Origin of the sequence: Dyadobacter jejuensis, from assembly GCF_003149085.1 — a bacterium.
Taxonomy (GTDB): Bacteria; Bacteroidota; Bacteroidia; order Cytophagales; family Spirosomataceae; genus Dyadobacter; species Dyadobacter jejuensis.
Genome location: NZ_QGDT01000005.1, coordinates 272,015 through 297,450, shown reverse-complemented (window position 1 = coordinate 297,450; position 25,436 = coordinate 272,015). Strand labels below are relative to the sequence as shown.

Annotated in this window: 23 protein-coding genes; 4 read left to right on the top strand and 19 right to left on the bottom strand. The window is 46.0% G+C overall.

Annotated features, from left to right (window positions below):
- Positions 1-483: 483 nt before the first annotated feature.
- The 11 genes from CLV98_RS12385 to CLV98_RS12335 all read right to left on the bottom strand — a co-directional run bounded on the left by CLV98_RS12385 (position 484) and on the right by CLV98_RS12335 (position 13,648).
- Positions 484-729, bottom strand: coding sequence for an IS66 family transposase (locus CLV98_RS12385; RefSeq protein WP_109674631.1), 246 nt, complete (start codon positions 727-729; stop codon positions 484-486).
- The gene (locus CLV98_RS12380) at positions 711-1,061 is read right to left on the bottom strand and encodes an IS66 family transposase zinc-finger binding domain-containing protein (protein WP_109674630.1); all 351 of its coding nucleotides are present in this window, start codon (positions 1,059-1,061) and stop codon (positions 711-713) included. The genes CLV98_RS12385 and CLV98_RS12380 overlap by 19 nt, the downstream gene beginning before the upstream one ends.
- Before the next feature lie 286 nt (positions 1,062-1,347).
- On the bottom strand, positions 1,348-1,683 hold the full coding sequence (locus CLV98_RS12375; RefSeq protein ID WP_146202273.1) for a hypothetical protein: 336 nt from the start codon (positions 1,681-1,683) through the stop codon (positions 1,348-1,350).
- Positions 1,684-1,701: 18 nt separating this feature from the next.
- Positions 1,702-1,998, bottom strand: a complete 297-nt coding sequence (locus tag CLV98_RS12370; protein ID WP_109674628.1) for a hypothetical protein — start codon at positions 1,996-1,998, stop codon at positions 1,702-1,704.
- Positions 1,999-2,854: 856 nt separating this feature from the next.
- Positions 2,855-4,120, bottom strand: a complete 1,266-nt coding sequence (locus CLV98_RS12365; RefSeq protein ID WP_109674627.1) for a LamG domain-containing protein — start codon at positions 4,118-4,120, stop codon at positions 2,855-2,857.
- 68 nt (positions 4,121-4,188) lie between these two features.
- Positions 4,189-5,976 (bottom strand): arylsulfatase, encoded by a 1,788-nt coding sequence (locus CLV98_RS12360; RefSeq protein ID WP_109674626.1) that lies wholly within the window; start codon positions 5,974-5,976, stop codon positions 4,189-4,191.
- Between the two features lie 6 nt (positions 5,977-5,982).
- Positions 5,983-8,451, bottom strand: coding sequence for a beta-galactosidase GalB (gene galB, locus CLV98_RS12355; protein WP_109674625.1), 2,469 nt, complete (start codon positions 8,449-8,451; stop codon positions 5,983-5,985).
- A 166-nt stretch (positions 8,452-8,617) separates the two neighbouring features.
- A complete protein-coding gene (locus CLV98_RS12350; RefSeq protein ID WP_109674624.1) occupies positions 8,618-8,929 on the bottom strand; it encodes a glycosyl hydrolase family 28-related protein in 312 nt (103 codons plus the stop codon).
- Positions 8,920-10,488, bottom strand: coding sequence for a sulfatase family protein (locus tag CLV98_RS12345; protein ID WP_211320024.1), 1,569 nt, complete (start codon positions 10,486-10,488; stop codon positions 8,920-8,922). The genes CLV98_RS12350 and CLV98_RS12345 overlap by 10 nt, the downstream gene beginning before the upstream one ends.
- Entirely contained in the window at positions 10,488-11,927 is a 1,440-nt protein-coding gene (locus CLV98_RS12340; protein ID WP_229203346.1) for a glycoside hydrolase family 28 protein, read from the bottom strand. The genes CLV98_RS12345 and CLV98_RS12340 overlap by 1 nt, the downstream gene beginning before the upstream one ends.
- Positions 11,927-13,648 (bottom strand): sulfatase-like hydrolase/transferase, encoded by a 1,722-nt coding sequence (locus CLV98_RS12335; protein WP_109674623.1) that lies wholly within the window; start codon positions 13,646-13,648, stop codon positions 11,927-11,929. Before CLV98_RS12335 ends, CLV98_RS12340 begins: the two co-directional genes overlap by 1 nt.
- Before the next feature lie 558 nt (positions 13,649-14,206).
- On the opposite strand from CLV98_RS12335, the gene CLV98_RS24185 reads away from it, so the two are divergent.
- From CLV98_RS24185 to CLV98_RS12320, 4 genes are all read left to right on the top strand, one after another.
- A complete protein-coding gene (locus CLV98_RS24185) occupies positions 14,207-14,374 on the top strand; it encodes a RapZ C-terminal domain-containing protein (protein ID WP_146202272.1) in 168 nt (55 codons plus the stop codon).
- 90 nt (positions 14,375-14,464) lie between these two features.
- Positions 14,465-14,866, top strand: coding sequence for a DUF1016 N-terminal domain-containing protein (locus CLV98_RS23925; protein WP_229203345.1), 402 nt, complete (start codon positions 14,465-14,467; stop codon positions 14,864-14,866).
- A gap of 121 nt (positions 14,867-14,987) precedes the next feature.
- Complete coding sequence (locus tag CLV98_RS23920; RefSeq protein WP_229203344.1) at positions 14,988-15,488, top strand: DUF1016 domain-containing protein; 501 nt, start codon at positions 14,988-14,990, stop codon at positions 15,486-15,488.
- A gap of 38 nt (positions 15,489-15,526) precedes the next feature.
- Positions 15,527-15,751 (top strand): hypothetical protein, encoded by a 225-nt coding sequence (locus tag CLV98_RS12320; RefSeq protein ID WP_109674621.1) that lies wholly within the window; start codon positions 15,527-15,529, stop codon positions 15,749-15,751.
- On the opposite strand, the gene CLV98_RS12315 is transcribed toward CLV98_RS12320, so the two are convergent.
- From CLV98_RS12315 to CLV98_RS12280, 8 genes are all read right to left on the bottom strand, one after another.
- Complete coding sequence (locus CLV98_RS12315; RefSeq protein WP_109674620.1) at positions 15,723-16,733, bottom strand: L-rhamnose/proton symporter RhaT; 1,011 nt, start codon at positions 16,731-16,733, stop codon at positions 15,723-15,725. The two genes, CLV98_RS12320 and CLV98_RS12315, sit on opposite strands and share 29 nt — an antisense overlap.
- 118 nt (positions 16,734-16,851) lie before the next feature.
- Positions 16,852-17,895 carry an aldose epimerase family protein gene (locus tag CLV98_RS12310; RefSeq protein ID WP_109674619.1) on the bottom strand — a complete coding sequence of 348 codons (1,044 nt, stop codon included), beginning with the start codon at positions 17,893-17,895 and terminating at the stop codon, positions 16,852-16,854.
- A 28-nt stretch (positions 17,896-17,923) separates the two neighbouring features.
- The gene (locus CLV98_RS12305; protein WP_109674697.1) at positions 17,924-19,018 is read right to left on the bottom strand and encodes a mandelate racemase/muconate lactonizing enzyme family protein; all 1,095 of its coding nucleotides are present in this window, start codon (positions 19,016-19,018) and stop codon (positions 17,924-17,926) included.
- 1 nt (position 19,019) lies between these two features.
- A complete protein-coding gene (gene aldA, locus CLV98_RS12300; RefSeq protein ID WP_109674618.1) occupies positions 19,020-20,474 on the bottom strand; it encodes an aldehyde dehydrogenase in 1,455 nt (484 codons plus the stop codon).
- Positions 20,475-20,525: 51 nt separating this feature from the next.
- Complete coding sequence (locus tag CLV98_RS12295) at positions 20,526-21,296, bottom strand: SDR family NAD(P)-dependent oxidoreductase (RefSeq protein ID WP_109674617.1); 771 nt, start codon at positions 21,294-21,296, stop codon at positions 20,526-20,528.
- A gap of 10 nt (positions 21,297-21,306) precedes the next feature.
- Positions 21,307-22,320: a zinc-dependent alcohol dehydrogenase gene (locus CLV98_RS12290; protein WP_109674616.1), complete on the bottom strand. Its 1,014-nt coding sequence runs from the start codon at positions 22,318-22,320 to the stop codon at positions 21,307-21,309.
- Between the two features lie 5 nt (positions 22,321-22,325).
- Entirely contained in the window at positions 22,326-23,543 is a 1,218-nt protein-coding gene (locus tag CLV98_RS12285) for a glycoside hydrolase family 117 protein (protein ID WP_109674615.1), read from the bottom strand.
- 267 nt (positions 23,544-23,810) lie between these two features.
- Complete coding sequence (locus CLV98_RS12280) at positions 23,811-25,433, bottom strand: apiosidase-like domain-containing protein (RefSeq protein WP_109674614.1); 1,623 nt, start codon at positions 25,431-25,433, stop codon at positions 23,811-23,813.
- Positions 25,434-25,436: the final 3 nt, after the last annotated feature.

Here is a 25,436-nt window from a genome sequence, read left to right as displayed (position 1 = left end):
AATCATCCCTTTCTACAGTTGTTGTTTGTTATAAAACCAATCTGGTCAGACCCTTCCCTCTTCCACCATTACAGTGTCTTCATCAGTACTACGATCTGATCCGTCTCTGTACAGATCATCGGTTTACCGCCTCCCGGGTGATCCGGTTGTACGTTTCCCTTATCATTTCTGCACAAATTCCCTTGTTCCAACAGATCGCCTGTCACAGTGTCTTGCTGCCTATGTACCGCCTGCCGATTAGTCAACACCAGGTTGCTGCCACTAAACTTTGTCCCGGCCACGAAACTATTGTCCGGTTATAACAGAATATGGTGATATCGATACTTTACCATGACAGTTCACTTTCGTTCAACTCACTGGAACTCACCTGACAGATCCAGTCTGCCTTTTCCTTGTCGCTCAGCACCTTGTACTTTCGTAGCAAAGCACCACAAGGTGGTTTGCAGGATATGCCTGTCATCTCCTGCGATGGGCCCACCATCATCAATCTGTTAGCATATGGCAACTCGCCATTTCACGGCACACCGTCTCGTCAACTTGTAAATACAAGTTAGCGAGTGCCTCTCGTTTCAGGGCATTGTAAAGTGGTTCTAGTGCTTTGCAGGCTGCATTGGTATTATCGGTCAGCGTTGAAGGAGGTATCTTCATGCCTAGGCGCTCGAAGATCTGTTTTTGCCGGTACAGCGGTAAATGGTCTACAAACTTACTGGTTAGCAGGTGTGCCAGCACCGACTCGTCAAAAAGCCCCTTTTAATGGTTCTGGAAGGTATCGGAGCAATCAGTACACCTTTATTATCTGACTTTGCTGGATTTTTAAGTGCCCATTTGCGGCGGATAATTCGTTTGACCCTAAACGAGGCAGGTATCATGACTAGCACTTCGGTAACTTCTTCACCGATCACTTTATATTCGCTCAAATCACCTTCGGGATCCAATATAATTTCCTCTCTTTCCAGATTTTCAGGTAGCGCCATACGTACACGCGCCACTTTTCTTCTTTTTTCGGCTTGTTTATCCTGCTGTTGGCTAATATTTTGAGCTTCGTTTCCTATGTTACTCAAAGGACTACATCATTACCTTATATTCATTTGGTACATGCTTGGGTTAAGTTGTTTCAGTCCCTAAAATGCACCATTCCGCTTTTCCTACTAATAGCCCAACTTACAATCGCTTATTTTGTGCTCTTTGCAGAATGCTCTACGGTTCATCCATTCAACTGCAATTCCACAATCAATGCACAAATTCTCTCTGACTTGGATTGATTAATAGCCTATCATTTTTGATCACGGAATAAAGCGACGGCTTACCGGAAAATATACACCGACGTCTTATATGCACTATTTGACTTTAACTTATTTCAACGAGATTCAATTTCTCGATGAACTTTTCAGCAACAACGTATGGTTGACCGAGATTATAAATATCCGGGCTTATGTCTGGGTTTCCAAAAAGCAAAACAGAAAGCTTTCTGTCTCCATTCATTATACCTTCAGATATACCCTTATTTGAATAGATTAGTTTGTGTTTGACAAACATAGGCTGGTAAATATTCAAGAGTCGCCAAGGAACAGCAACTATGGCTCCACCATCGGCATTCAATACCTTAGGAAGTTGAAAAAATATTGAATGGAAGTCTACCCAATTACCGCATGCCAGATCATGAACGATAAACAAATCTCCCATTAGCTCGGGTATATTCACCTAACGTCCTTTCAGAGCGAGGTGTTGGAAATTCTCATAGTTCCAAAGAACAGGATGGTCGTGATACAGATTGAGACGATTGTATGGTCTTTTGTATTCATGCAATCTGTTTGAAGTTGTATAGGCGATATCTTTGCAAGAGACTTCACAATTGTATACAACAGCTTCGCAATCTTGGATCTCAAAAGTGATTTTTAATTCAGATATTCTTTGCGTTGCAACAACTTCTTTAATAACGAGATCTCCATTTAAAAGAAAGGCTTTGGAATTAGTAATTTCCACTAATTTATCTAACATTTTCAGTTTGTTGGTTGAATTTAATAAAGTATTTATAGTCTTAACGTCAATGGTTTACTTCGAAATTCAGCTATTTGTAATGAAAATCGCAATAGTAATGTTAATTAAAAAAAGTCCGATCTTGATTGCCATCCGAATTCCTGCAGGTTTTGTGTAACGAAAAATGATCAGAACTCTGTATGGCCGACCTAATTCTCGGCGCCAACTTTGAAGGATATTAGGATTACTACATGCCAAATAAAACAATTTACAAATTTCGATCATTGCAGTTAGCTAATTTTTTCATAAAATCTAAACTACTCATAAAATATCGTATTATAAGCAGATAAAATAAAAACTTTTGGCAAATCACTTTTACAGAAATCAGGAATATTTCGTCTCAACACACACCGAATGGACTCTTTGAATTTCCTTTCAACTTCAGATATCTATATTCAAAGTGTTCTTAACTGCTTGAATCCTTGGGCCAGTTTGTAGCTTAAACAAGCACAAAATGATGGTAGATGAATAGATCAAGAATATTCGAAGTATTCGGTTTTATTATATTGGTCGTTATTAATGTTCAGCAAAACAAAAAGCCCTCAATGAAAGTTTGAAGCTTAGAGATTTAAAAAAGAATGTCAAGAACACGAGAGAATAATTTTAAAACTAGCAGAAGGAAAGCGGTTAAAGGAAAAGGTGGCTATTCTGGAGCATCGTGCCCCCTGAACCCGGGATCAATATACTCCAGATTATCCAGTATTGTCATCTATGTATTAGCGCCAAGTGATTACCGGTAATGGAGAAGGAATAATGGCGTCGCGGTGTATTTGTTATGTCTATCCTCAATAATTTGAGCAAGTCTTGCTTGGGTTTCCTAAAGAGCCCCCTTGGTCTTTTCAATGGCAATCGAATCGTGATGATAAGCACGATCATTATTCTTAGCACCTTTAGGGCGGATCGACACCTTGGCCGTATATACCCCATGGGCCAATGGTTGACGGATCGTCACGGCCATCTGACCATAGCCTGCATATACGGGTAATATTTGTTCCTCGATACTTTCCCCCTGTTCATTCGAAACCACTAGGCACAGCTCCCTGTCCTTACTGGCCATATAGTTCAGGGCTAGTTCGTGGCCTATCTGGGCGGGGCCTGTAGTCTTTATAAAAGTAACCTTTTCCTGAAACATAGGCCAATCTGGCGATTCAGGAAGCAAACCCATATTTTTACGATTGCCTTTTTTCAAGGGCTCCGCCACATCTACCAAATAATAAGAACGAACCCAGTCGTAATAGCATACATTTTTGGTCGAATCGGCCAGCTCTTCATCTGTAGGAAGTGATATCCATGGCGTTGGGTAGGTCTCTGAGGCCAAGCGCATGGTCATAGGCATATCAAAGGGTTTGGACTTTACTTTATCGTAAAAATGCATATCCTTGGGCTCTCCTCGATTATAATAGAAACTAGCGCCGCTTTCGTCGCGCCACCACCCGCCGTAGGTGTTAAATGCAGCCGACTCTAATGCATCGGACGGGAAGCGAACTTCGGGAGAACGATAATCGTGCCGTTTGCCTTCACAATCGGTATACCAGAAATGCCCATTCGAATGCATTCCTTTGGCAAACCATTTGCCATCGAACTCGCCCTCCCTACCAATACATTCCTGAATGTCCAGTTCTAGCCCATATTTATCCTTGCAGGGCTCTGGCCCTTCCGACACCGTGCTGGTAGACAACCAAAAAGTAGAGGACATGGTCGTTTTAGCGGCTTTAAAACGACATTCATAGTACCCAAAATAGGCATCGTTAGCCTTAGATATTACAATACCACTGGCCACATTGAAGACCATAGGTTCGCCAGCCGAATTATAAATAATGGAATCTTTGGCCATTTTTCCTCCTTTCAATTGCAAGTATCCGTCCTTAACCGACACTTGGGAAGGCAAAAACAAGCCCGGTGGCCTGCCTTTCCATGTGGGGTGGTAGTTGAGCCATTTGGTGGTATCGAGTTCGGTACCGTTAAATTCGTCGGAGAAGGCTTCATTCAATACCCAACGCTTGCCCGGGGGAGGTTCAGGGGGCTGCGCCATGATAGTGGCGCTACTAAAAAAGAGGACGAGTAATAAATATTGCATTTTCATGATCAACTCAGGTTTAATTGCTAGCCTTAGGCCCCTATTTGGTAAGGAACCTAAGGCCCAGCTTATTACTATTTCTTTTCTATATATACGTAATAAGCACCATATACCTTACCAACGTCGTCGACCATATAGGAATAAAGGTCGAGATCCCCCTCTTCCAAATTCACATCAAAGACACAGCCCAATTGATCGTCCTTCAATTCTTTTTCTAAGGTCCTTTCTCCAAATTTGATTTTCATTTTCTGGATCGCCAATGCCTTCCCTGGCAAGTAGGCATCGCCTCCGGGAACTTCTTCACCTTTAGGCGCAACGGCCCTCACTTTCAGCTTACTTTCGCGGGGATAGCGCCTCAATTCTATCCGATACTTCCCCTTTTTAAGGGCCTTGAGCGCCCAAAAGCCATGGCCACCCACCCCCGCACGAACCTGCATCTGATTCCATGCCGGACCTTCGCCTTCTTCAATATGCTGGTCATGGGACGTGAGTACCGTCACCTTTTCCTGAGGCGAACCAATAATTACCCTACTATATTCCTCGGCTCTTTTGGAGTTAATTTCCCACCACTTTTCATATTCGTTTTTAAGGACTTGCACCCTCTCGGGGTATTGGGCGGCCAAATTTTTGTTCTGACCCGGATCCTCCTTGATTTTGTAGAGTTCCGTTCCGTTCACCAAGCGCCAGTCGGTGGTCATAACCGAATATTGCTTGTACTTTACGAGGTGTTCTTCCCGTTGCACATCCACCACAAGGGTACGCTCCGGCCAATCTACGGGCGTTGCCTGAGTAAGAGGAACGAGACTTCGGCCATCAATCCCAAGATCATCAGGAAGCGGTATCTTGCACAAATCCAACATGGTAGGCAGAAAATCGGTATAAGAAGTTAACTGGTTGATATCACGACCTTGCGACAGTCCGGCCTTTTCATAATTCAAATAGAACGGAACCCGGTGACCTCCCTCGTAAGGAGAACCTTTTGTGCCACGCATACCGGCATTAAAACCCTTCGCTACTTGGTTATCCTTGCCAAACTTGACTCCTGCAGCCGTCCCATTATCGGTCATAAAAACAAAAATGGTGTTCTCATAGAGTCCTTCCTTTTTGAGGCGATCTATTAGCCTTCCTACCTGCATATCGATATTGGCGATCATCCCATAGAAGTTAGGATTGGGAATTCCTTCAATACCTTTATAAGGGTTGCTATACTCGTCCATAATACGATAAGGTCCATGGGGCGAATTGGTAGGAATATAGCAGAAGAAGGGCTTCTTTTTATTTTTAAGGATAAACTTTGTGGCTTCCGAAAACCAGATATCATTACAATAACCCTCGTATTTCTTAGGCTTTCCATTATGAAGATATACGTCGTCAAAATAGTCGTTATTCCAATAATCGGGAGCTTGGGTAATCCCCCCACCTCCGTGGATAAGGGTTTCGTCGAACCCCCTGTCTTGGGGCCTAAACGGATAACTATCCCCTAGGTGCCACTTGCCAAAAATGGCCGTTTTGTATCCCGCATTTTTAAACAACTGGGCAATTGTCGTCTCTTCAGCCGCCAACATTTGCCGACCCATTATGGTATGCCAGGCCCCTACCTCATTACAATACTTACCCGACAACAGCCCCGACCGTGACGGAGCACAGGTAGTAGCGACATGATAGTCGGTAAAGCGGATACTATTATGATACAGCTCATCCAAATGAGGTGTTTTAATATACGGATTCCCATGGGCCGCAATATCGCCATACCCTTGGTCGTCGGTAAGGACAAACACTACATTGGGTTGCTGGGCACTAGCGGCAAGGCCTTTTACCAGAACCATCAACACTGCAATGGCCAGAATTCTTATTGATCTCATATCCAATTATTTTGTTTGAATGACGATTTCAGCGCCCTTCAGTTTTTTAGAAGTAGCTTTTAGGGTCATCTGACCACTGTGCTCCGAAGCCCTAAGTATGGCCAGGCACTGGCCACTGAAGGCCTTGCGATAAGAGGCCTGAAAGGACTCTACGGTGGCGGCGTTGCCGTTGTCGACGGCAACGAGCTCTCCCGCTCCTTGCAAGTCGAAATCGACCAGATTGTCGGCCTCAGGGCATAAATTCCCATCCTTGTCCTCAATACGAATGGTAACATAGGCCAGGTCTCTACCGTCAGCATCTATTTCAGGGCGATCTACCGAAAGGCTTATTTTTGCGGGTTTGCCGGCGGTTACCATGGTCTGTTCTAACGCCACCTTCCCTGCCTTATAGCCTACCACTTTGAGCGTGCCTGGTTGGTATGGAACGTCCCAAGACAGTCGGTATTTGGATTGGAAGGTTTTGGGTTCATACCTTGAAAAATCGATCAATATCTCCGTCAAATCCTTCCCTTTCACTTTTCTCCCTAAGGACTTGCCATTCAAAAACAACTCCGCTTCATCACAATTGGTATAGCAGTAAACCGGAATGTTTTTTCCTTCCATACCTTTCCAATTCCAATGGGGCAATAAGTGGATCATCGGCTTGGTGGTCCACTGACTTTGATAGAGGTAAAACCGATCTTTTGGAAAACCACAAAGATCTACGGCTCCAAAATACGAGCTTCGAGCAGGCCAGTCGGCATTCCAATATCCGTTGGTCGAATTGTCTTTACCTCCATAGGGAGTGGGCTCACCCAGGTAGTCGAATCCGGTCCACACGAATTCGCCCATCACCTTAGGGTTCAACTCCTGAAAATGGAACTCAATGTCGGGAGGGTAGGCCCAAGGAGGCCCAATGATGTCGTAGCTGGTAACCTGCTTGGACTCGTGGGTTTTGTATTTTTCTATGGGCAAATGATACACGCCACGACTGCTGGTGACGCTAGAAGTCTCTGAACCATAAATAGGCAGGCCAGGGTAATTCTCGATTTCTTCCGAGTATTTTGAGGGCTTATAGTTCATGCCAGCGATGTCGACCTGTTGCGCCATATTAAAGTCGAAAGGACCTGGATAGTTGTTAAAGCCAGCGGAGCTCGGCCGGGTAAGGTCCATTTGCTTCACATATTCGTTAAGCATTTGGGCCTTCTTCCAGCCATTTTTTTTGTCGGCTTGCTCCAATATTTCGTTTCCTATGCTCCACATCACAATGGAAGGGTGGTTGCGATCGCGACGGATCATATCTTTAAGGTCCCTTTCTGCCCACTCTTCGAAGAACAGATTATAGCCATTGGGTACTTTGGGGATTTTCCATACATCGAAGGCCTCGTCTAACACCATTAGGCCCATTTCGTCGCATAGTTCCAGCAACTCGCGTGAGGGTGGGTTGTGGCTGGTACGTATGGCATTAACACCCATGTCCTTCATGATCTGCAGCTTGCGTTCGTCGGCACGGCGGTATACGGCGGCTCCTAAGGCACCATTGTCGTGGTGCAAACATACCCCGTTAAAACGGACGAGACGGTCGTTTAGATAAAACCCCTCAGTGGTATAGCGTATGGTCCGAATACCGAAGCGAGTTTCATATCGATCGATCTCCTTGCCGTCTTTCAGGATGGTCGTAACGGCCTTATATAAACTCGGAGTTTCCAAATCCCACCGCAGGGGCTTCTGAATATTGGCATACAATCCGGAGACAGCCGAAGTACCTGCCGGCAAGGTAAGCGATTCTTCTACCTCCCCAACTGGCTCATTACTGGGGGAGAAAAACGCTTGCCTTACCACTACTTCGGCCGATTGGGAGCTGCTGTTTTGAACAGTAGTTTCCACCTGCACAACGGCCTTAGCGTCGGAAACCGTAGGGGTGGTCACGTTGGTACCCCAATGAGCCACATGAATGGGAGCATCTATTTTTAACCAAACCGACCGATAGAGCCCCGCTCCTGGATACCACCGGCTCGACAGGTCTTCGGGTGTCAGCCGCACCGCCACCACATTGTCGGTTCCATCGAAGTGTAGTTTGTCGGTAATATCATATTCAAATCCTATATAACCGAAGGGCCTATTGCCTACAAACTGCCCGTTGACCCATACATGGGCGTTGTACATGGCACCTTCAAATTCGATGCGCACCTTTTGGCCCGTGGCCGAAGCTGGAACTTTAAAGGTCTTTCGGTACCAACCGGTACCATGAAAAGGAAGACCACCACTGCGGGCATTATACTTCACATCGAAGGGACCTTCTATCGCCCAGTCGTGAGGGAGGTCCAGCGCTCGCCATTGGGAATCGTCGAAGTCGGGCTTTTCAGCCCCTTCGGCTTTGGCGTTATAGAATCGCCATCCTTTATTAAAATTCAGGTCTTGCGCCTGAGCCCATGTAGGAAAGTACAGGGCATACAGCATTAAAAAAGCCAATCGGCTTAAGGTACTTTTAAACATAACTATATTTTCATGGTAAATTCTCTATTGAACAAGAGCCTCTAGTCGGTGCGATTTTGCGCAAAGAATCACTCCCCTTTCACGGTTTTCACATCCTCCAAAACCCTTTCCTTTCGCCGATCCGGTTGGATGGAGTTGACTACTATTTTTTTCAATGACAAGGTCTCTACATGCCGGGCCATGAGGCCATAGGATTGGCACTCCCTACCAGCTTGGCTCCTTTTTCTATTTTGAGGTATACCTTACTCTTTAAAAATAGGGTACCCGAAATATATACGCCATGACTGACGAGCACCACGCCCCCACCCCCGTCATGGCAAGCATCTATGGCCCGCTGAATGGCCTCGGTATTTAGGAATAAACTATCCCCTTTGGCACCATATTCCTTTATATCCCATACTTTCCCGGCTTGCACCGTAAGCAAGCCCGTGAGCAACAAGAGACCCAGGGTGATAAAATTTCGTTTTTTTATTCGCATGGTTTCGTTAATTCGTAGAAGTCCCAAAAATTATAAGGATAGCCGATCAGCTTATTGTCATCATGATTTTCGATGGCAGCTTGTTTTAAGCCAGCTTGCATCTCATGGAGGCGCTCAAAATGCTCCGGAAAGATGGATAGATTCAGGGTCTCCCAAGGGTCCTTCTTAATATTGAACAACTGGGTCACCCTGGAGCCTTTCAAAGACACTTCCTTGGTTTTAGGGTCTATCTCGGGAGCTTTCACATATTCTATGAGTTTATAGTCGCCTTTTCTATACGCTCTTTGGAACTGTTTGTAGGCATGATAGGTATAGCCACGTACTGGAGTGACCCCTTCACCGGCAGCTGGCCATAGGCTTTTGCCGGTCACGGAACTGGGAATGGGTATCCCGGCATAGTCGCAGACGGTGGGGAAAATGTCGTGAATATAACCGAAACTGTCCACCCTACGTCCCTTGTCTTTGACCAGGGCCCCCGACACAATAAAAGGCACATGAATACCATCTTCATCATAGATATTCTGCTTACCTAATAAGCCATGGTTCCCGACGGCCAAACCGCTGTCGCCGGCCAAAACAATAAGGGTGTTCTCATATTGACCATTCGCCTTTAGCGCAGCCACTACTTTACCTATTTGAGCGTCAAGATGGGTGATGATGGCATAATAATCCGCCAGTTCTTGCCGGGCCACCTCGGGCGTGCGGGGCCAAGGGGCTAGCTCCTCGTCTCTGAGAAACATGTCCCCGTTGTCAAAAGGGTGCTCAGAACTGTAGGAAGGCATCAGCTTCATTTTATCGACCGGGTACCTATCCCTGTATTTTTGGGGTGCCTGCCGTGGATCATGAGGGGCTTGAAACGCCAGATACATAAAAAATGGATCTTTTTTCTTATAGTTTTCAAAGAACTTAACCGCCTCGTTGGCAAATAATTCGGAAGTATGCGGCCCCGTATTTTCAGTCCCAAAAGGACCCCTTTTCAACTTGGGATCGAAAGGAACCCGTACGGTATCACCTTTCACGTATTTTAGCAGATAAGCATTTGACTTGTCCAGACCTTTTGCCGACTGATAATCCCATAATGGCATCCGGTAATGATCGGTAAGGTATAGGCCAAGCCCCATGATTTTGGTTCCTGCATTAAAAGTACGTCTCAACGACTCCTGATCCTGATGCCACTTGCCTATGATATACGAATAGTATCCCTGATCCCGAAAGGCTTCGCCCATGGTGGTATGGGTGGTTGGAATGGAATGACCGAGGTTCCCCAATTCGAAAAGATTGCGACCCGTCATGAGCATGGCCCGGCTAGGCATACAAGTAGCACCGTGAAAGGCTCCCATTAGATAGGTTTGGCTGTAGGCCACCCCGTTGTTTACCAATGCATCGATATTTGGGGTGTCCACATCTTGATATCCTAAGGCCCTAATGCCCGTAAATCGATGATCGTCGGTGTAAATCACCAACACGTTAGGTTTGGTTTGGGCAGCAGACCGCCAGGCCGATAATACGCAAACTAAGAAGAGTATTGGACTAAGAATTTGTCTTACATGGATCATCATTATTTATTAATTATTTTGGGGGTAATAGGCCTTCCATTGGCGTAGGAGTTACTAAAAGTAGCCATCGATACATCGTCTAACACCACTGCCATCCGTCGATCGGCCGCAATGGTCTGCACCTGAATATCGCTGGCATATAGTCCCTTAACATGCCTGGCATAAATCCCGAAGGCTGGCAGGGTTCCGAGCAACTTAAATTCGGGCCACCAATTGCCTAATACAGGTAAGGTTAGTTCATTGATCTCAGCTCGGTTGGCCTCCTCCTCAGTACCGCCACCAGCCACAACAAACTGTATATTGCTCAGCGTGATGTGGTCGATGGTATGTCCTGGCATACCGGTAAATACAAAACCGGCATTCTGGTCCAACTCGCGATTGTCGACTATAAAATTATTAAAGTTAAAATGATGCATCGCCTTCATCGGGGGCATTTCGACGGGAGCATCCACATAGGCCCTTTGCTGGCAGAAAGTCATAAACACCGGCCTAGGAACATTTTTCATGATCAAATTTGAAAAGATCATGTTTTTCATTTCTCCTCCTTCGTTCATTTGTATTTTTAAGCCCGAATCCGATATATCGGTAAAGGTACAGTTGCTGACGGCTACCGACTCAAAATCACCCCGAGACAGAAGACCTATCCTAATACCTGCCCATTTACTCGTAAACGTGCAGTTGCTGATGACAATATTACGACAAGGCTTATCAGGCTGAGAGGTTTGCAAACAAATAGAATCGTCGCTGGTGTCGAATGAACTATTGGTCACCCTCACATCGGAACAGCCATCGAAATCGAGGCCATCCCCATTATTATTAACGCGGCTCACAATTTTAATACCCGATACTGTAATCCGGTTACAGTACAACCAGGATGAAGTCCATGAAGCGGGGTTTATCAGGGTTATATCGTTGACACGTATATCCTCACAAGCCAAAAACCGTATTAACATCGGCCGGCCGGTTTTGGCCGTAAAGTTCTTAAAAAACCCATTTCCGTCTATGGTACCATTTCCTTTGATGGCTATGTGCTTGGCCGATTGAGCAAAAATAAGACATCGATTCATATGGGGCTCGTCTTTGTACATGGTTTTATGGGTGTCGGTAGCATAGTCGGCTATGTTATTACTTCCCAGTAATACCCCGCCCATTTCAACCCGGAGCGCCACGAAGTCTTTTAAATATATGGTTCCTATCAGTACGGTATGGCCTGCGGGGACGATGACCGTACCTCCCCCGTCGCCATGGCAACGATCTATAGCGGCCTGAACCGCCTTGGTGTCCAAGGTCAGCCCATCGGCCTTCGCCCCGTAGTCGGTCACCAGATAATCCCGGCCATAGCCTGCCTGCGGCACGGCTATGCAGCAACCCAATAGAAATATAGTCCATGCTATTGAGCAGCCCAATTTCCTAGAATAAGCATTAAGCATCCGTCGCATCATCAATGATCATCCTTAATAAGCGCCTTCTCCTTATATTGCTTTTTGGCCAACTTCATGTTGTGTTCCGCAACACTGTCTACCGTGTACCGAAGTACCCTAGGCGCTTCGGTACCCCGAGCATATCGGACCATCTCGTCACATACTTTGCGAAGCTCATTCATTCTGGCGGCCTGTTGGGTATCCTTGGCCCTATTCACCAGCTCATCAGGGTCCTTACTCAACTGGTACAGCTCCTCGTATACAGGCTTCTCCCCTTGGAAAGGAGCCTCTACATAACTTCGATATACGGCAATATCAGGATCGTGCACCCCGTATAGCATCGTATTGATATTGATATTGAGTTGCTTGGCTACTTCTATTCTTTGAGTTGCCGAAGGGTTGTTATTCTTGTAATAGCGGATATATTTCCATTCTTTATTTTGAACGGCCTCAATCCGAGGATTCCCAAAGGCCGTCGACCATAGATTTTCTGTGAACACATAGTCTCGTACTTCAGACTTTGCCCCTAGGAGTAACGGGCCAATGTCATACCCTTGATAGCCTTTTGGCGGCGCTATACCAGCCCATTTTAACATGGTAGGTGCCAAATCGATAGACTGCACCAGGGCGTCCGATTTAATTCCCCTTCTCGATTTCGGTAAGGTCGGATTATAAATTAGGAGGGGGACATGGGTAACCACTTCATAGTTGAGGGCCTTCCCTCCCAATCCATACTGTCCAGAAAACAAGCCATGATCGGAGGTAAAAATAATGATGGTATTTTTATCTAAGTTTAGTTCGGCGAGTCGTTGACGCAGATTCCCTATCAACCCATCGATACCCGTCATAACCTCCATTTTACGAATGGTACGTTCCCTAAAATCTTCGGGGTTATCAACCCAATTATATCCTTCCTGCCGATCCTGAGCATGAAGGAGTTCGGCAGGGAGCTTAGGGTTTTTGATGTCGGCCCTAGCCACATAGTTTTTTGGCAAAGGGATGTCGAGGTCTCTGTATAAGGTACGGTAAATAGAAGAATCGCCGGGCAGCAGCTCCATGCTCCGTGTGCCGGCGTCATGAGGCAAGTTGAACGCTACAGTAAGGGCGAAAGGCTGGTCGTTGGGCCGTTTCTCCAAAAAATGGAGGGCCCCTTTCAAATTATAGGTATTGTCGGCAAAGAAATCCTGTATGCCCTCATCCAATATTTCTACCTGGGTATCGTGCTGGGCATACTTAAAGATAGGATGCCGCTTTTTGGGATAAAACCCTAGATGTTCATGGCCAGCATACCAATAGTCGAAGCTCTGCTCCATATGTCCGCTCTCATAGCCCCCATCCCCAATAGGCATATGGTTCTTGCCAATGTAGCCCGTAAAATATCCATTGCTTCGTAATACGGAACTATAGGAGTCCTGCCAGGCTTGAGGAGAAACGCTGGTTCCTGAGTTGAAATTCACCCCATGCTTGCGTTCATACTCTCCTAAAAACATAGACACCCGACTGGGCGTACATATCGCGCTAGTAATATGATAATTGGTAAATAAGACCCCTTCAGAGGTCATCTTGTCGATATGCGGCGTCTTGGTGAGCGGATCGCCCACGCAGCCCATCAGGCCATAGGGCTGGTCGTCGGTAAGGATAAAAATAATATTGGGCTTGGCCGACTGGGCCAGGGCTTGCTGCCCTAAAAGCAAAGATATGCTGAGCACGAGCAAGGATAGGGAAGATATTCGAAATTGCATCTTGACTGGTCAGTTTAAGAATAAGCATAGAACCTATCCAATACCAATGGATTAAATTCTAATCTATGGCAAAATTATCCAATATGCTACTAAACTTTAAACCAGTATTTTGGCCAAATGCAATACTAAATTGGCAAGGGAAAAGCCTTTAAATAATTTGTCGATGCATTTCTACTTAAAGCCTTTGGTGGATCTTGCCACCGACTGGTGACCTGGAGGGTTTTCTTTGCCTACACATTTTACGTATTAACTTAATAATAGCCGTTAAGAATTATTTTAACGTTTTTCTCTATGGAAACAAATTAAGTCCACATCCTGGCTGGGCAACCAGCTACAACACCGTAGATACTTAGGTGCGTCATAGTAATGATAAGTACCACTTAGATGCTTAGGTATGCACCACCCACCAGTCCTTTTCAATGGCCATACCAGGAAGAAATTTTTTGAAGTCCAAAATTAACCCAAGTATATTTGTAAAAGTGGTGCACTGCTCTTTCCAATTTAGTACATTGTTAGTTGTCGCTTACAGCTGGAAAACAAAACTGAAATGCCCTGCTTTTGGCGGCCATAAAAACGGCCATGACGCTGGCAATTAATGACGACCTCCAAAAGGGGAATGGTCCCCTGTCTGTTCCTTTTGGTTGTACGAGTGGAAAGCATCGTTCCGTGTATGTGGCACAGAAAAATGGGCACTTGCCGGATTTAATGGCGAGGTATCGGTCATAAAAATTATCGGGAGCTTATATCTTAAAAAGGTGTGGCCCATCTCCAAAATACTACATCAAGGGCTATTTTTATACTAATAAAACTGGATTGATGACAGATTATATTGTGCTCCTGGAGCGGTTAAAAAACGAAATAAGGCAGGCCCGTTTACAGGCAACTGTATCGGCCAATACTGAAATGTTGTCCCTATATTGGCGAATCGGTAGCATCATCCTTGAACAGGAAAAACAACAAGGTTGGGGACAAAAAGTGGTCATGCGCTTGGTATCAGATTTAAAGCAGGAATTCCCCAATATGAAAGGTATATCCCCGCGAAACCTGCGGTATATGAAGTCATTTGCTGCTGCTTACCCCGATGTGTCAATTTTGCAAGAGGCACTTGCAAAATTGACTTGGTACCATCATATTACCCTGTTAAGCAAAGTCAAAGACCCACAAGAACGTTTTTTTACATCAATGAAACCGCTGGTAAGGGTTGGTCACGTGATTTAATGGTTCGGCAAATTGAATCAGGCTACCTTCACCGGCACGGTAAAACCGTTTCCAATTTCAGCCGGGCATTGCCAGACCCTTTATCAGACCTTGCCCAACAATCCATAAAAGATCTCCTTACTTGTTCGACTTTTTGACCTTGGCCGATAATTATCGGGAACGCGACCTAGAAATTGGCTTGGTTGAACATATTACCAGTTTTTTATTGGAGTTGGGTAAAGGTTTTGCTTTTGTTGGCCGCCAATATCCGATTGAGGTTTCAGGCAGAGAATTCGCCCTGGATTTGCTGTTTTACCACCTTAAACTACGTGCTTACCTGGTAATTGATTTAAAAGTGGTAGAATTTGAACCGGAATTTATTGGCAAACTGAATTTCTATTTATCTGCGGTCGATGACCAGCTACGGACAGAGCTTGATAATCCAACAATCGGATTGCTGATTTGTCGCAAACGTGATAAATTGATGGCCGAATATGCGCTGCGCGATGTAAACAAACCGATTGGCATTTCAGAATACCGGTTAACGGAAAATCTTCCGGAAAATCTGAAAAGCACTTTGCCGACAATTGAAGAAATAGAAGAACGCCTACACCAGGAAACATCCAAAGGGACCAAGCAGTGAATGATACCAGTTGTGCTGCGCACTAACAAAATAGACAAATGAAGGACCAGGAAATTATGAATAATGTAAACACGGCCTATATGGCGGCCAGAGCAGAGAACCTAACCCTCCTGGGTTACAATCCTTATAAGGATAGCCCATGTAAGGAAAAGGCTCACTTTATCGACGTGAAAGCCGACGAATCCGAAACCCTGGCCGCATATGATATAACACCCATGCATTTGAAAAAATACCTTAGGCCAAGCCATTGCCAAGGGCGATAATCACCACCCCGATAATCATAAAGGCCAAGCCGGCATACAAGAATTTTTTTGCACCAGCACCGGCCCTATTCCATTCCCCAGTAAAAATCCCGCTTAGAATGGCTACTGCCACACAAACGGTATTGAAAATAGCGTACCCAACTGTATTGCCACTGCTGCCCAGTTTAAAAGCTGCGAAGGCAAAGAGTATAGAGGCCGCAAAATTGAAGACCGCCATGATGGATATCAACAACACATTGGGGCCTAGATGACTGGTTCGGAAGGAAGTCCACTGCTTATTCTTACTCAGTTGGTATAAAAAATAAATGGTGATAGGGATCCCTCCACATACATAAATGACGCACATCACCGCCAGGGCAGTTACCCACTCGGCATTGCCCGCCATCTGACTCGCATGGTGAATAATAGGCCTGCCTACTGCATTGGCATAGCTAAAGCCTGTCGCTAAAACGCCTCCACCAACGGCAATAAAAATACCCGTCAGCATAGAACTACCTTCCAAGGATTCCTGACCGGCCTTTTCGTCTTTCTGGCGCAGCAGTCCAGCCTTCCCATTGGCCATTACGCCTATAAGTACGACCAAAATCCCTACCAGAATGGTCATAAACACATTGGAAGGGGGCAACCCTTCTACCATAAACGGCAGCAAGGAACCTATTAGAATAACGGTCCCGATAAACAAGGAAAAGCCCAATGACAGACCGATATAATTGATGGCTTTCCCCCATAACATAACGCCAATTCCCCACAGCACACTAGCAAAGGCCATCTTCAGGAGCACATCCGAGGGAACGGCTGCGAGTATTTCGCTGGGCCCGTTCATCAACATAGCCATGGCTATAAAAGGCACAATGAGCATATTGATGAGAAAAAACAAACCCCAAGTGTTTTCAAATTTGAAACCCTTCGTAAACTTTTCCGGCAGGGCATACAACCCCAATAAAACGCCGGCGAGTACCGCTAACAAGACCCCTTCTAACATATTTTCGTATGGTTAAATATCAATATAATACAATTTTATTTTAACAGCATTTCACGCTATAGCGGGTGCTCAAGAGTTAAAAAATTTAATATACTAGCTTATTTTACGATCATGTTCCTTACCATGAAAACCTAAATATCGTCTCACTGCTATAGACCTCGGCGGGCTTAGTAGTAGAACCTGGTGCATCCGCAATATTAGGACCATTGGGGTAGCGGCTTGTTTCACAACAAAAAGCCTTGAACCTACCAAATTGAGGACCACCTTCATTTCTTTTCAAACTATCGGCCGTATAATACCCCGTGTAGAACAACATTCCTGGCTCGGTGGTACTCACTTCTAAGGTACGCCCCGAGATGGGGTCAGCGAACCGGGCCACGGGACTGAGTACGCCAAGCCGATGTCTAAAGACATAATAATGCTCAAAACCAGTAGGCATATCGACAAAGCACGTACCCAAGGCCACTCCATTTCTTAAGTCGGCGGGGGTCCCTTCCACACTGGCCCTTTCTCCTACGGGCACATTGGTGGCGTCGGGCAATAAGTAATATTCCGAATCAACCTGAGCGACATGGCCCGTAATGTCGGCCTCAAAACCGGAAAGGTTAAAATAACTATGGTTGGTCAACGAAAGGGGCGTCTCCCGATCGGTGGTGCCCTGATACCGAATCTTGAGTTGATTGTCCTGGGTTAAGGTAAAGGTAACGGTGATGTCGACCTCTCCCGGATAGCCTTCCTCACCGGCCGGGCTCGACAGTCGCATCTCTACCCCAGTGCCGGAATCGACAAGCTTTGGCTCCCAAACTTTTTTATCGAAGCCTAGCTTACCCCCATGGAGGTGGTTGCTACCGTTGTTTTGGCAGCCTTTGTAGACTTGACCGTTAATAGTATATTCACCGTCTTTGATTCGACCGGCATACCGGCCTACCGTACACCCGAAATAAGGGGCATTATTCAGATAGTCTTCAGAAAAATAGTCTTCAAGTTTGTCAAAACCACAAACCACATCGGCCAATTGGCCTGTGGCATCGGGAACGACCAAAGAGGTAATAGTGGCTCCATAATTTGTTATGGAGACCACCATACCCTGGTCATTTTGCAACTTAAAAATACTTATCGTCTGTCCATCTACTTCACCAAAACTTGAGGATGATACCTTCATCTGAAATAGGGATTAAGTTCGATAAACCTTAAACTATGCGATGTGGACTCAACTTGTCCCAGTCAAAAACGACTCCCGTACCGGGCTCATCCGAGGCTACGGCTCTAAAATCCTGAACTACTAGTGGACGAGTCGTATACTGATCGATGGGGAAGCTATGCACCTCCAGCCAGCCCCCATTGGGTTGAGAAGACACCAGGCTTACATGGAGCTCCTGCATTCCATGCGAGCAAACCGGTATCTGATAATCCTGCGACAGCTTGGCCGCCCTCAACCACCCCGTTACCCCTCCACAGTTGGAGGCGTCGGGCTGAATAAAGGAAAGCTTTGCTTGATCGAAGGCATATTCGAATTCATGAATGGTATGTAAATTTTCGCCCATGGCCAAAGGCATACCAGTAGCATTAGCGATATGCGCGAAGCCTTTGTAATCGTCCGGAATAGTGGGCTCTTCGAACCAATAAATATTATAGGGTTCAAAGCGCTTAGCGGCTTCAATGGCTTTCTCTACACTCATCGAATAATTGGCATCCACCATAAAGGTAATATCGGGACCGATCAACTCCCTTACGGCTTTGATGCGTGCTATATCCTCCTCTAAATTGGCCCTACCAATCTTTATCTTAACGGCATTAAAACCAGCATCCAGATATCCTTGGATATTTTTGAGGAGCTTTTCCAGTGGAAATTGCAGGTCGATCCCCCCACAATAAGCTTTGCAGGTATTATTAGCCCCTCCAGCCATTTTCCATAAGGGAAGTCCTGCTTTCTTACATTTGATATCCCATAGAGCAATATCGATCACCGACATGGCAAATGCAGCAATACCCCCGCGGCCTACATAATGAATATGCCATTCTAAGAAGTCATAAATCTCCTCGATCTGGGTTCCATCTTTACCGATCAAAACCCCAACCATATCATGCTCCAACATGGCTTTGATGGCATACCCTCCTTTTCCACCGGTATAGGTATAGCCGGTTCCCGAGGTTCCATCTGCGAGCGTAACGGTCGCCGTCACGAGTTCGAAATGCGTATGATCCCCATGTTTGGCGTCATTCAACACCTCGGGTAGCGGAACCTTAAAGAGCTGAACGTCTATTTTTTGAATACTCGTAAGCATATCAGGCATTATAGTTCATATAAAAAGTTTTCTTCTCCAAGTATTGCTCAAGGCCGTATTTTCCATCTTCTCCCCCTGCTCCACTTAGTTTGTAGCCATTATGGAAACCTTGATGCTGCTCACCATGACCCCGGTTCACGTAGATTTCCCCGAACTCCAGTTCATTGTTACAACGCATGATCTTCCGCATATCGTTGGTAAAGATCATAGCAGCCAGCCCGTATTCCGAGTCGTTGGCGTAGCCTATTACCTCATCGAATGAACTAAACTTCACCACCGGAAGTATAGGCCCAAAGGCTTCTTCATGTACGATGGTCATGTTCTGAGTAACGTCGGTAAGGATGGTAGGCTCAAACCAAAATCCTTTTTCAAAACCAGCACCCGTGGGCCTCTTACCTCCATGGGCAAGGGTGGCACCTTCGGATAGGGATATAGCCACGAGCTTTTCCATATTGGCCAGTTCCGAAGCATTGACCTTTGGCCCCATGGTCGTAGTTGGATCCATCGGGTCGCCTACCTTGATGGCCCTTACCTTGGCCATAAACTTGTCCATAAAGGCCTCGTAAATAGCTTCGTGTACATACAGGCGCTCATTGCAAGTACAAACTTGTCCGCAATTGTCGAAACGCGAATGAAAAGAGGCATCGACGGCCTTATCCAAGTCGGCATCTTCGAACACGATGCTAGGCGCTTTACCTCCTAACTCCAGCTGAACGTGGATCAGATTCTCAGCAGCGTTTTTGAATATTTGTTGGCCTGCCCGCGTACTTCCGGTCATCGTCACCATTTTGGTGATCGGATTGGCCACCAATGCCGCCCCTAACACCCGTCCCATCCCGGTAACCACGTTGAGAAGCCCTTTTGGCAAACCTACCTTATTGGCAATATTCCCTAGCTCCAGGGTAGCCAATGGCGTTTCTTCCGTTGGCTTAATCACAATACTATTGCCAGCAACCAAAGCCGGACCTAACTTCCGTCCTGCCAAGGCCAAAGGGAAATTCCAAGCCGTAATGGCCACTATTACTCCACGAGGAATCTTATTAATCCAGATTTGCTCGTTAGGGTTGTCGGAAGGTACGATATCACCTTCTATAGAACGGGCGCCATCGCAAGCATATTCGATAAACGTTGCCGTAACTTCCACTTCCATTTCGGCCACCCCTATCAGCTTCCCCTGCTCCTGCACGAGCAGCTTGGACAACATTGGCTTTTGAGCACGTATTTCGGCGGCAAATTTTCTTAATAAATCTGCTCTTTGCTTAGCTGGTACCTTCTTCCATTCTTTCTGAGCCGCTTCGGCAGCTTCCAGAGCCACTTGGGCATCCGCTTCTACCCCTCTTTGAACGATCCCAACTACCGACTCGTCGGTAGGGCTGAGCACCTCGTTGGTCTCTCCGGTGCTGGAGTTCACCCATTCCCCATTAATAAACAACTGATATTTCTTTATCTCTGACATTGGAATTGTATCTTAAATGAACAAGACTATTGAATCTGACGGTAGCTAGGCTTATCGGCCCATCCACCCACCATCGACTAACATGACGGTACCATGCATATAGGATGCCGCTTCGGAGCAGAGGAATACTACTGGCCCGGAGAAGTCCTCGGGTAAGCCCCAGCGGCCCGCCGGAATGCGCGACAAAATGGAGGCGGCACGTTCCGGGTTATTCCGAAGCGCTTCCGTGTTGTCGGTATCGATATACCCTGGCGCTAAGGCATTGACGTTAACCCCTAAGGATGCCCACTCGTTGGCAAAGGCCATAGTCAACTGACCAATGGCTCCCTTACTAGCGGCATATCCCGGTACGGTAACCCCTCCTTGGAAGGTTAGCAATGAAGCAGTGAAAACGATTTTCCCTGACCCTCTGGCCACCATTTCCTTACCTATTTCGCGGGTAAGGATAAATTGTGCATTCTGGTTCACTTCTACCACCTTATCCCACAGCTCGTCGGTATGCTCGACAGCCGGTGCCCTCAGGATAGTTCCAGCGTTATTGATCAATATATCGATCACCGGGAAATCTGCCTTCACGCGCTCTATAAAGGCATAAAGGGCCTTACGATCTGAAAAATCGCAACTATACCCTTTAAAGTTCTTGCCCAAGGCTTTCACGGCCATTTCTACCTCACTACCTTCAGAAGCAAGGGAGGCACTTACCCCAATGATATCGGCACCGGCTTCGGCTAGGGCGATAGCCATTGCTTTTCCTATGCCACGTTTGCAGCCCGTTACTAAGGCGACTTTTCCTTTTAAACTAAATTTATCTAATACACTCATTTTGTTTCGATTATTGGCAGTCTAATAATGTTTTTATCCCGGCAGGGTTATTGTCAATGGCTTCGAAAGCCTCCTGAATCGCCGACAAGGGTCTTACTTCTGAAATCAGTTTTTCAAAACCTAGGGTATTGGAGGTAATAAGGCTAATGGCCTCTTCGTAATCCTCTTTTTCGTAAACACGAGCCCCGATGAGCTTAAGCTCTTTCCAGAAGAAGTCGAAAAGATTGACAGATTTGGGTTGGGCATGAATAGCCACCATCACCACGCGACTCCGTATCCCGGCCAATTTGGTCATGACGTCTACAGAAGGTTGTACTCCAGCAACTTCGAAGACTACATCGGCCTTTCTACCCGCCGTAACCTCCTGAACGTAGGCAATAATATCCTCCTGAGCAGGATTCACTACCGTAAAGCCAAACTCACGAGCAATAGCCACACGTGCTTCATTGACCTCCGATATAATAACCTGTGCCCCCTTTAGGGTAGCTACCATGGCGATTAGCAAGCCTATAGGGCCGCCTCCCAACACCACAGCCGTCTCCCCTTTCTTAAGCTCACTCATGCGCACATCATGACAGGCTACTGCCAAAGGCTCGGTCATAGCGGCCAATTTCAAGTCGGTTTCTGCCTTTAGCTTGTGGATGGTGAAAGCGGGCACATTCCAGTATTGCTGCATGGCTCCAGGAGTATCTACACCGATAAATTTTAATTTTTCACAGATATGGCTGATCCCTTTGTCGGACTCCTGCTGCAGGCGATCGTCCAAAGGACGAACCACTACTTTATCGCCAACAGCGATATCCTTCACTTCAGCTCCGACGGCATCGATCACCCCCGACATTTCGTGACCTATGGTTTGAGGAATCTGAACCCTCTTATCCATATTTCCGTGGTAAACGTGAACATCTGTACCACAAATACCCACAAAGGCTACCTTGATACGTACTTCCCCTGCTGCAGGTTCTTCTATAGATTTTTCAATAACGGAGAATGTTTTATTCCCCTCATATACGGTTGCTTTCATTGGTATTATTTTGTTTTTCCGTTTTCACCCTTGGCCACATGCTTCACAACTCTATGTGATGTAAAACGCATGATGCTTTGGTAATTGGCATTATTATAAATATGGGTCAATCCCCATCGTAAAATTTCAGTAGGTTCTTTTTCTGTATCAGCCGATCTATTGAGGCCAATCGCATGAGGAGCATCTTTAATAGATGCTTTAATTTCGAAATTGATGCCATCGGGGGCCCATTGAATGGTGTTTTTCTCGGGGCCATCGGTTGTAATCAAAGCCGCAATGCCTCCGCCATATGGCCATACACATATTTCATGACCGCTGTTGCTGATGGGGTTATAAGGAGACTTTACGTAAGGCCCTAGGGGGTTGTCGGCTATGGCCACGCCATGTCTGATTTGCCGACCACCAAATGTGATTTGCTCGCCCATTTGCTCGCCTTTGTAGTACAAGTAAAACTTACCCTTATAAGGAATAATGCAAGGATCATGCACTTTATGACTGTCGAAATCGCCTTTTTTAACTACGTTGAAGCGGTTATCCTCCTCCCCTTTCCATATTCCGTTGTCGGCGGGGCTTAGGATAGGCTCCTTACTCTTGGTCCAGGGACCATTTGGGGAGTCGGACCAGGCCAGGCCTATTTGGTTTTTAACCCGTACTAAGTAGGGCGACTTGACGGTCTGATAGCAGAGGTAGTATTTCCCTTCATGTTGCATAATCTCAACGGTAAACACCGAACGATCGTCGTAAGCTCCTTTTTCACCTCTAGCGACGGCCTTACCCTCTTCTTTCCAGGTGATCCCATCTTTGGAGGTAGCATACCAGATATCACAACGATCCCAAGGAAACACCTTTTCGTTTTCGATGTCTCCAGCAAAGCCTTGCGTGGGACCTACACTTTTGCTATACCATACATAGTACAAATCACCTACCTTAATTACCGCACTAGGGTCGCGCCTCACCACGCCCTCTTCGTAGGCCAAGTCGCCCTTCAGCGGCATGGGCTGGCTAAATTCTAAAAACCATTCATTGCCGATCTTCGGCCATTTCAGGGCCCTCAAAGAGGCCGCACTCAAATGCTCCCTATCGGTAATACCCAGATAGTCCATTTCCTCGTCGGAGATGGTTACTTTAGAATCCTTCTCCGATTGTTTCGAAGGTCCTTGGCTGCAGGATGCAACCAATAAAGGAGCACAAATCGCCATAAGGCCGTATAATGTTTTTTTCATTTTAAGGTTTATATTAGTTATTTCAAGATCCTTCATCACTTCATATCGAGTTCCCTCTACCATTACAGGCCATGGAAACGATCCTATTTTGCATTGATCAAATAACGGCAAGTATCCCAGACATTAATCATAAAGCGACTAGACAAAAACTGAACACCGTTCTAAATATATGATTTTCAGGCTAAAATACTGTCAATTTCGAACATGGGCAGTATGCCTTACTCGCCCATCCGAGGGAATCTTTTAGACTAAAATACCCCCCAGCGTTTAGGACGGGCCGTATTTAACAATCAATATCGTATCGGCCTGGCCACGCCACGGTGATATTTCGGCCTTAGCTCTCACAAAGGGTTCCTCTGGAGTAAAGGCACCCGTGAGGGTATTGAACCATTGCATCGTATGCCCGGGCGCCTCCTTCAAATCCAAAAATAAAAGCATCACCGAATGGTTCTCCTTAGGCATATACATCATCGTAATCCCATTCTTAGGGTCTGTCAAGTTATACCCACTGCTATTTTTGCCCAAATTGGCTTGAAAATTGGCGAAAGGGTAGCGTTTAAACAGGGCGCTCATATGCGCAAAGTATTCGAACTTTGGCTTGGGGAAGGACGCTGGTTGTTCGAAAGGATTGTGAATAATAGCATTCCAAGAAGCACCTTGCCAATAATAAGTAGTGTAACTTCCTGCAAACAGACACATATAGTTCCGCCTTAAACACACTTCCGCATCGGTATAATCGCCCGTAAAAACCTCGTACGGCGACGCTTCATAACCCCCATGTTCAATATTAAAAATGGGTTTATTTGGAAATCGTTTGCCGGCATCCAGCATCTTCTGATACAGGGGGTGCGACCAGTCCTGAGAAGAAATAAAATCGACCTCGTCAGGGTGTTTGCTACAAAAACTATAGGAATGCACGGATATTAACCGGTTATATGCATCCAATTTCCGAGCGCGCTGGATACGTTCTGAAATATACTCTGCCGTGGCACGGCCATAATACAGGGCCTCTTTGGAAACATCCCACATGATATTCGGATAAGCCTGGTACCGTTTGATCACGTAGTCGTAATAGAGGTTGTCGGCATGCGTATCCATGTCGGGCCAGTTCACCATTTTGTTCCAAACATATATCATCAAATGGCTCACCAGCTCCTTGTCATGCAAACTCGCCATCGTACGGTCCAAATGTTGAAAAAAAGCGACATTCAACGCTGAAAAATCTGGGTTTTTATTCGATCCTAAGAAAGGAAAGATATCCTCTCTACCTCCATATTCATGTTCGGGATGCTGAGCCAACAAAGAGTCCTTCTTCCAGCTTACATCGTAGGAATAGACGTTCATTACCACCTGCTTAAAACCGTTTTGTGCCACCGTCGACAGAAGCTGGTCAGTTTTGGAGAGTTTCTTCTGGCCATGGTCTAGGGCAAATAACCAGTCACACTCGAAAGCCAAATTGAAATAAGGGGTACCATCCTCATAATAAAAATGCTTAGGATCCTCTTTTTTCACTACCACACCCCCATGTCGGTCGGCCTTGGTATTTTTTGTCACTTCAAAACTCCCCTTTCTACCCCTGAGCTCGGGGAGGTCGCCGGACAGGGTATAGCCATATGTACCTGGTTCCTTACCCGAAAAACGCAGTATCCATTCCTTCCCGCCATTATAAAATAGTGGAATCTGCAAGGTGTCGGCTCCATGTATGGTGGTGGCCGTCACGTTTTTGTCGAAGGGGTTTGTGGGCATCTTCTTTAACGTGTATACCACATCGTGTACCGTCCATTGCTCTACTTGTATCCCTTGCCGCTGGGAAGAGGCCTCCCAGCGGGTTTGGCCCAGTAAGCTCTGGGAGATAGTCAATAATAATACAATGAGTTTAAAATACTTCATTCC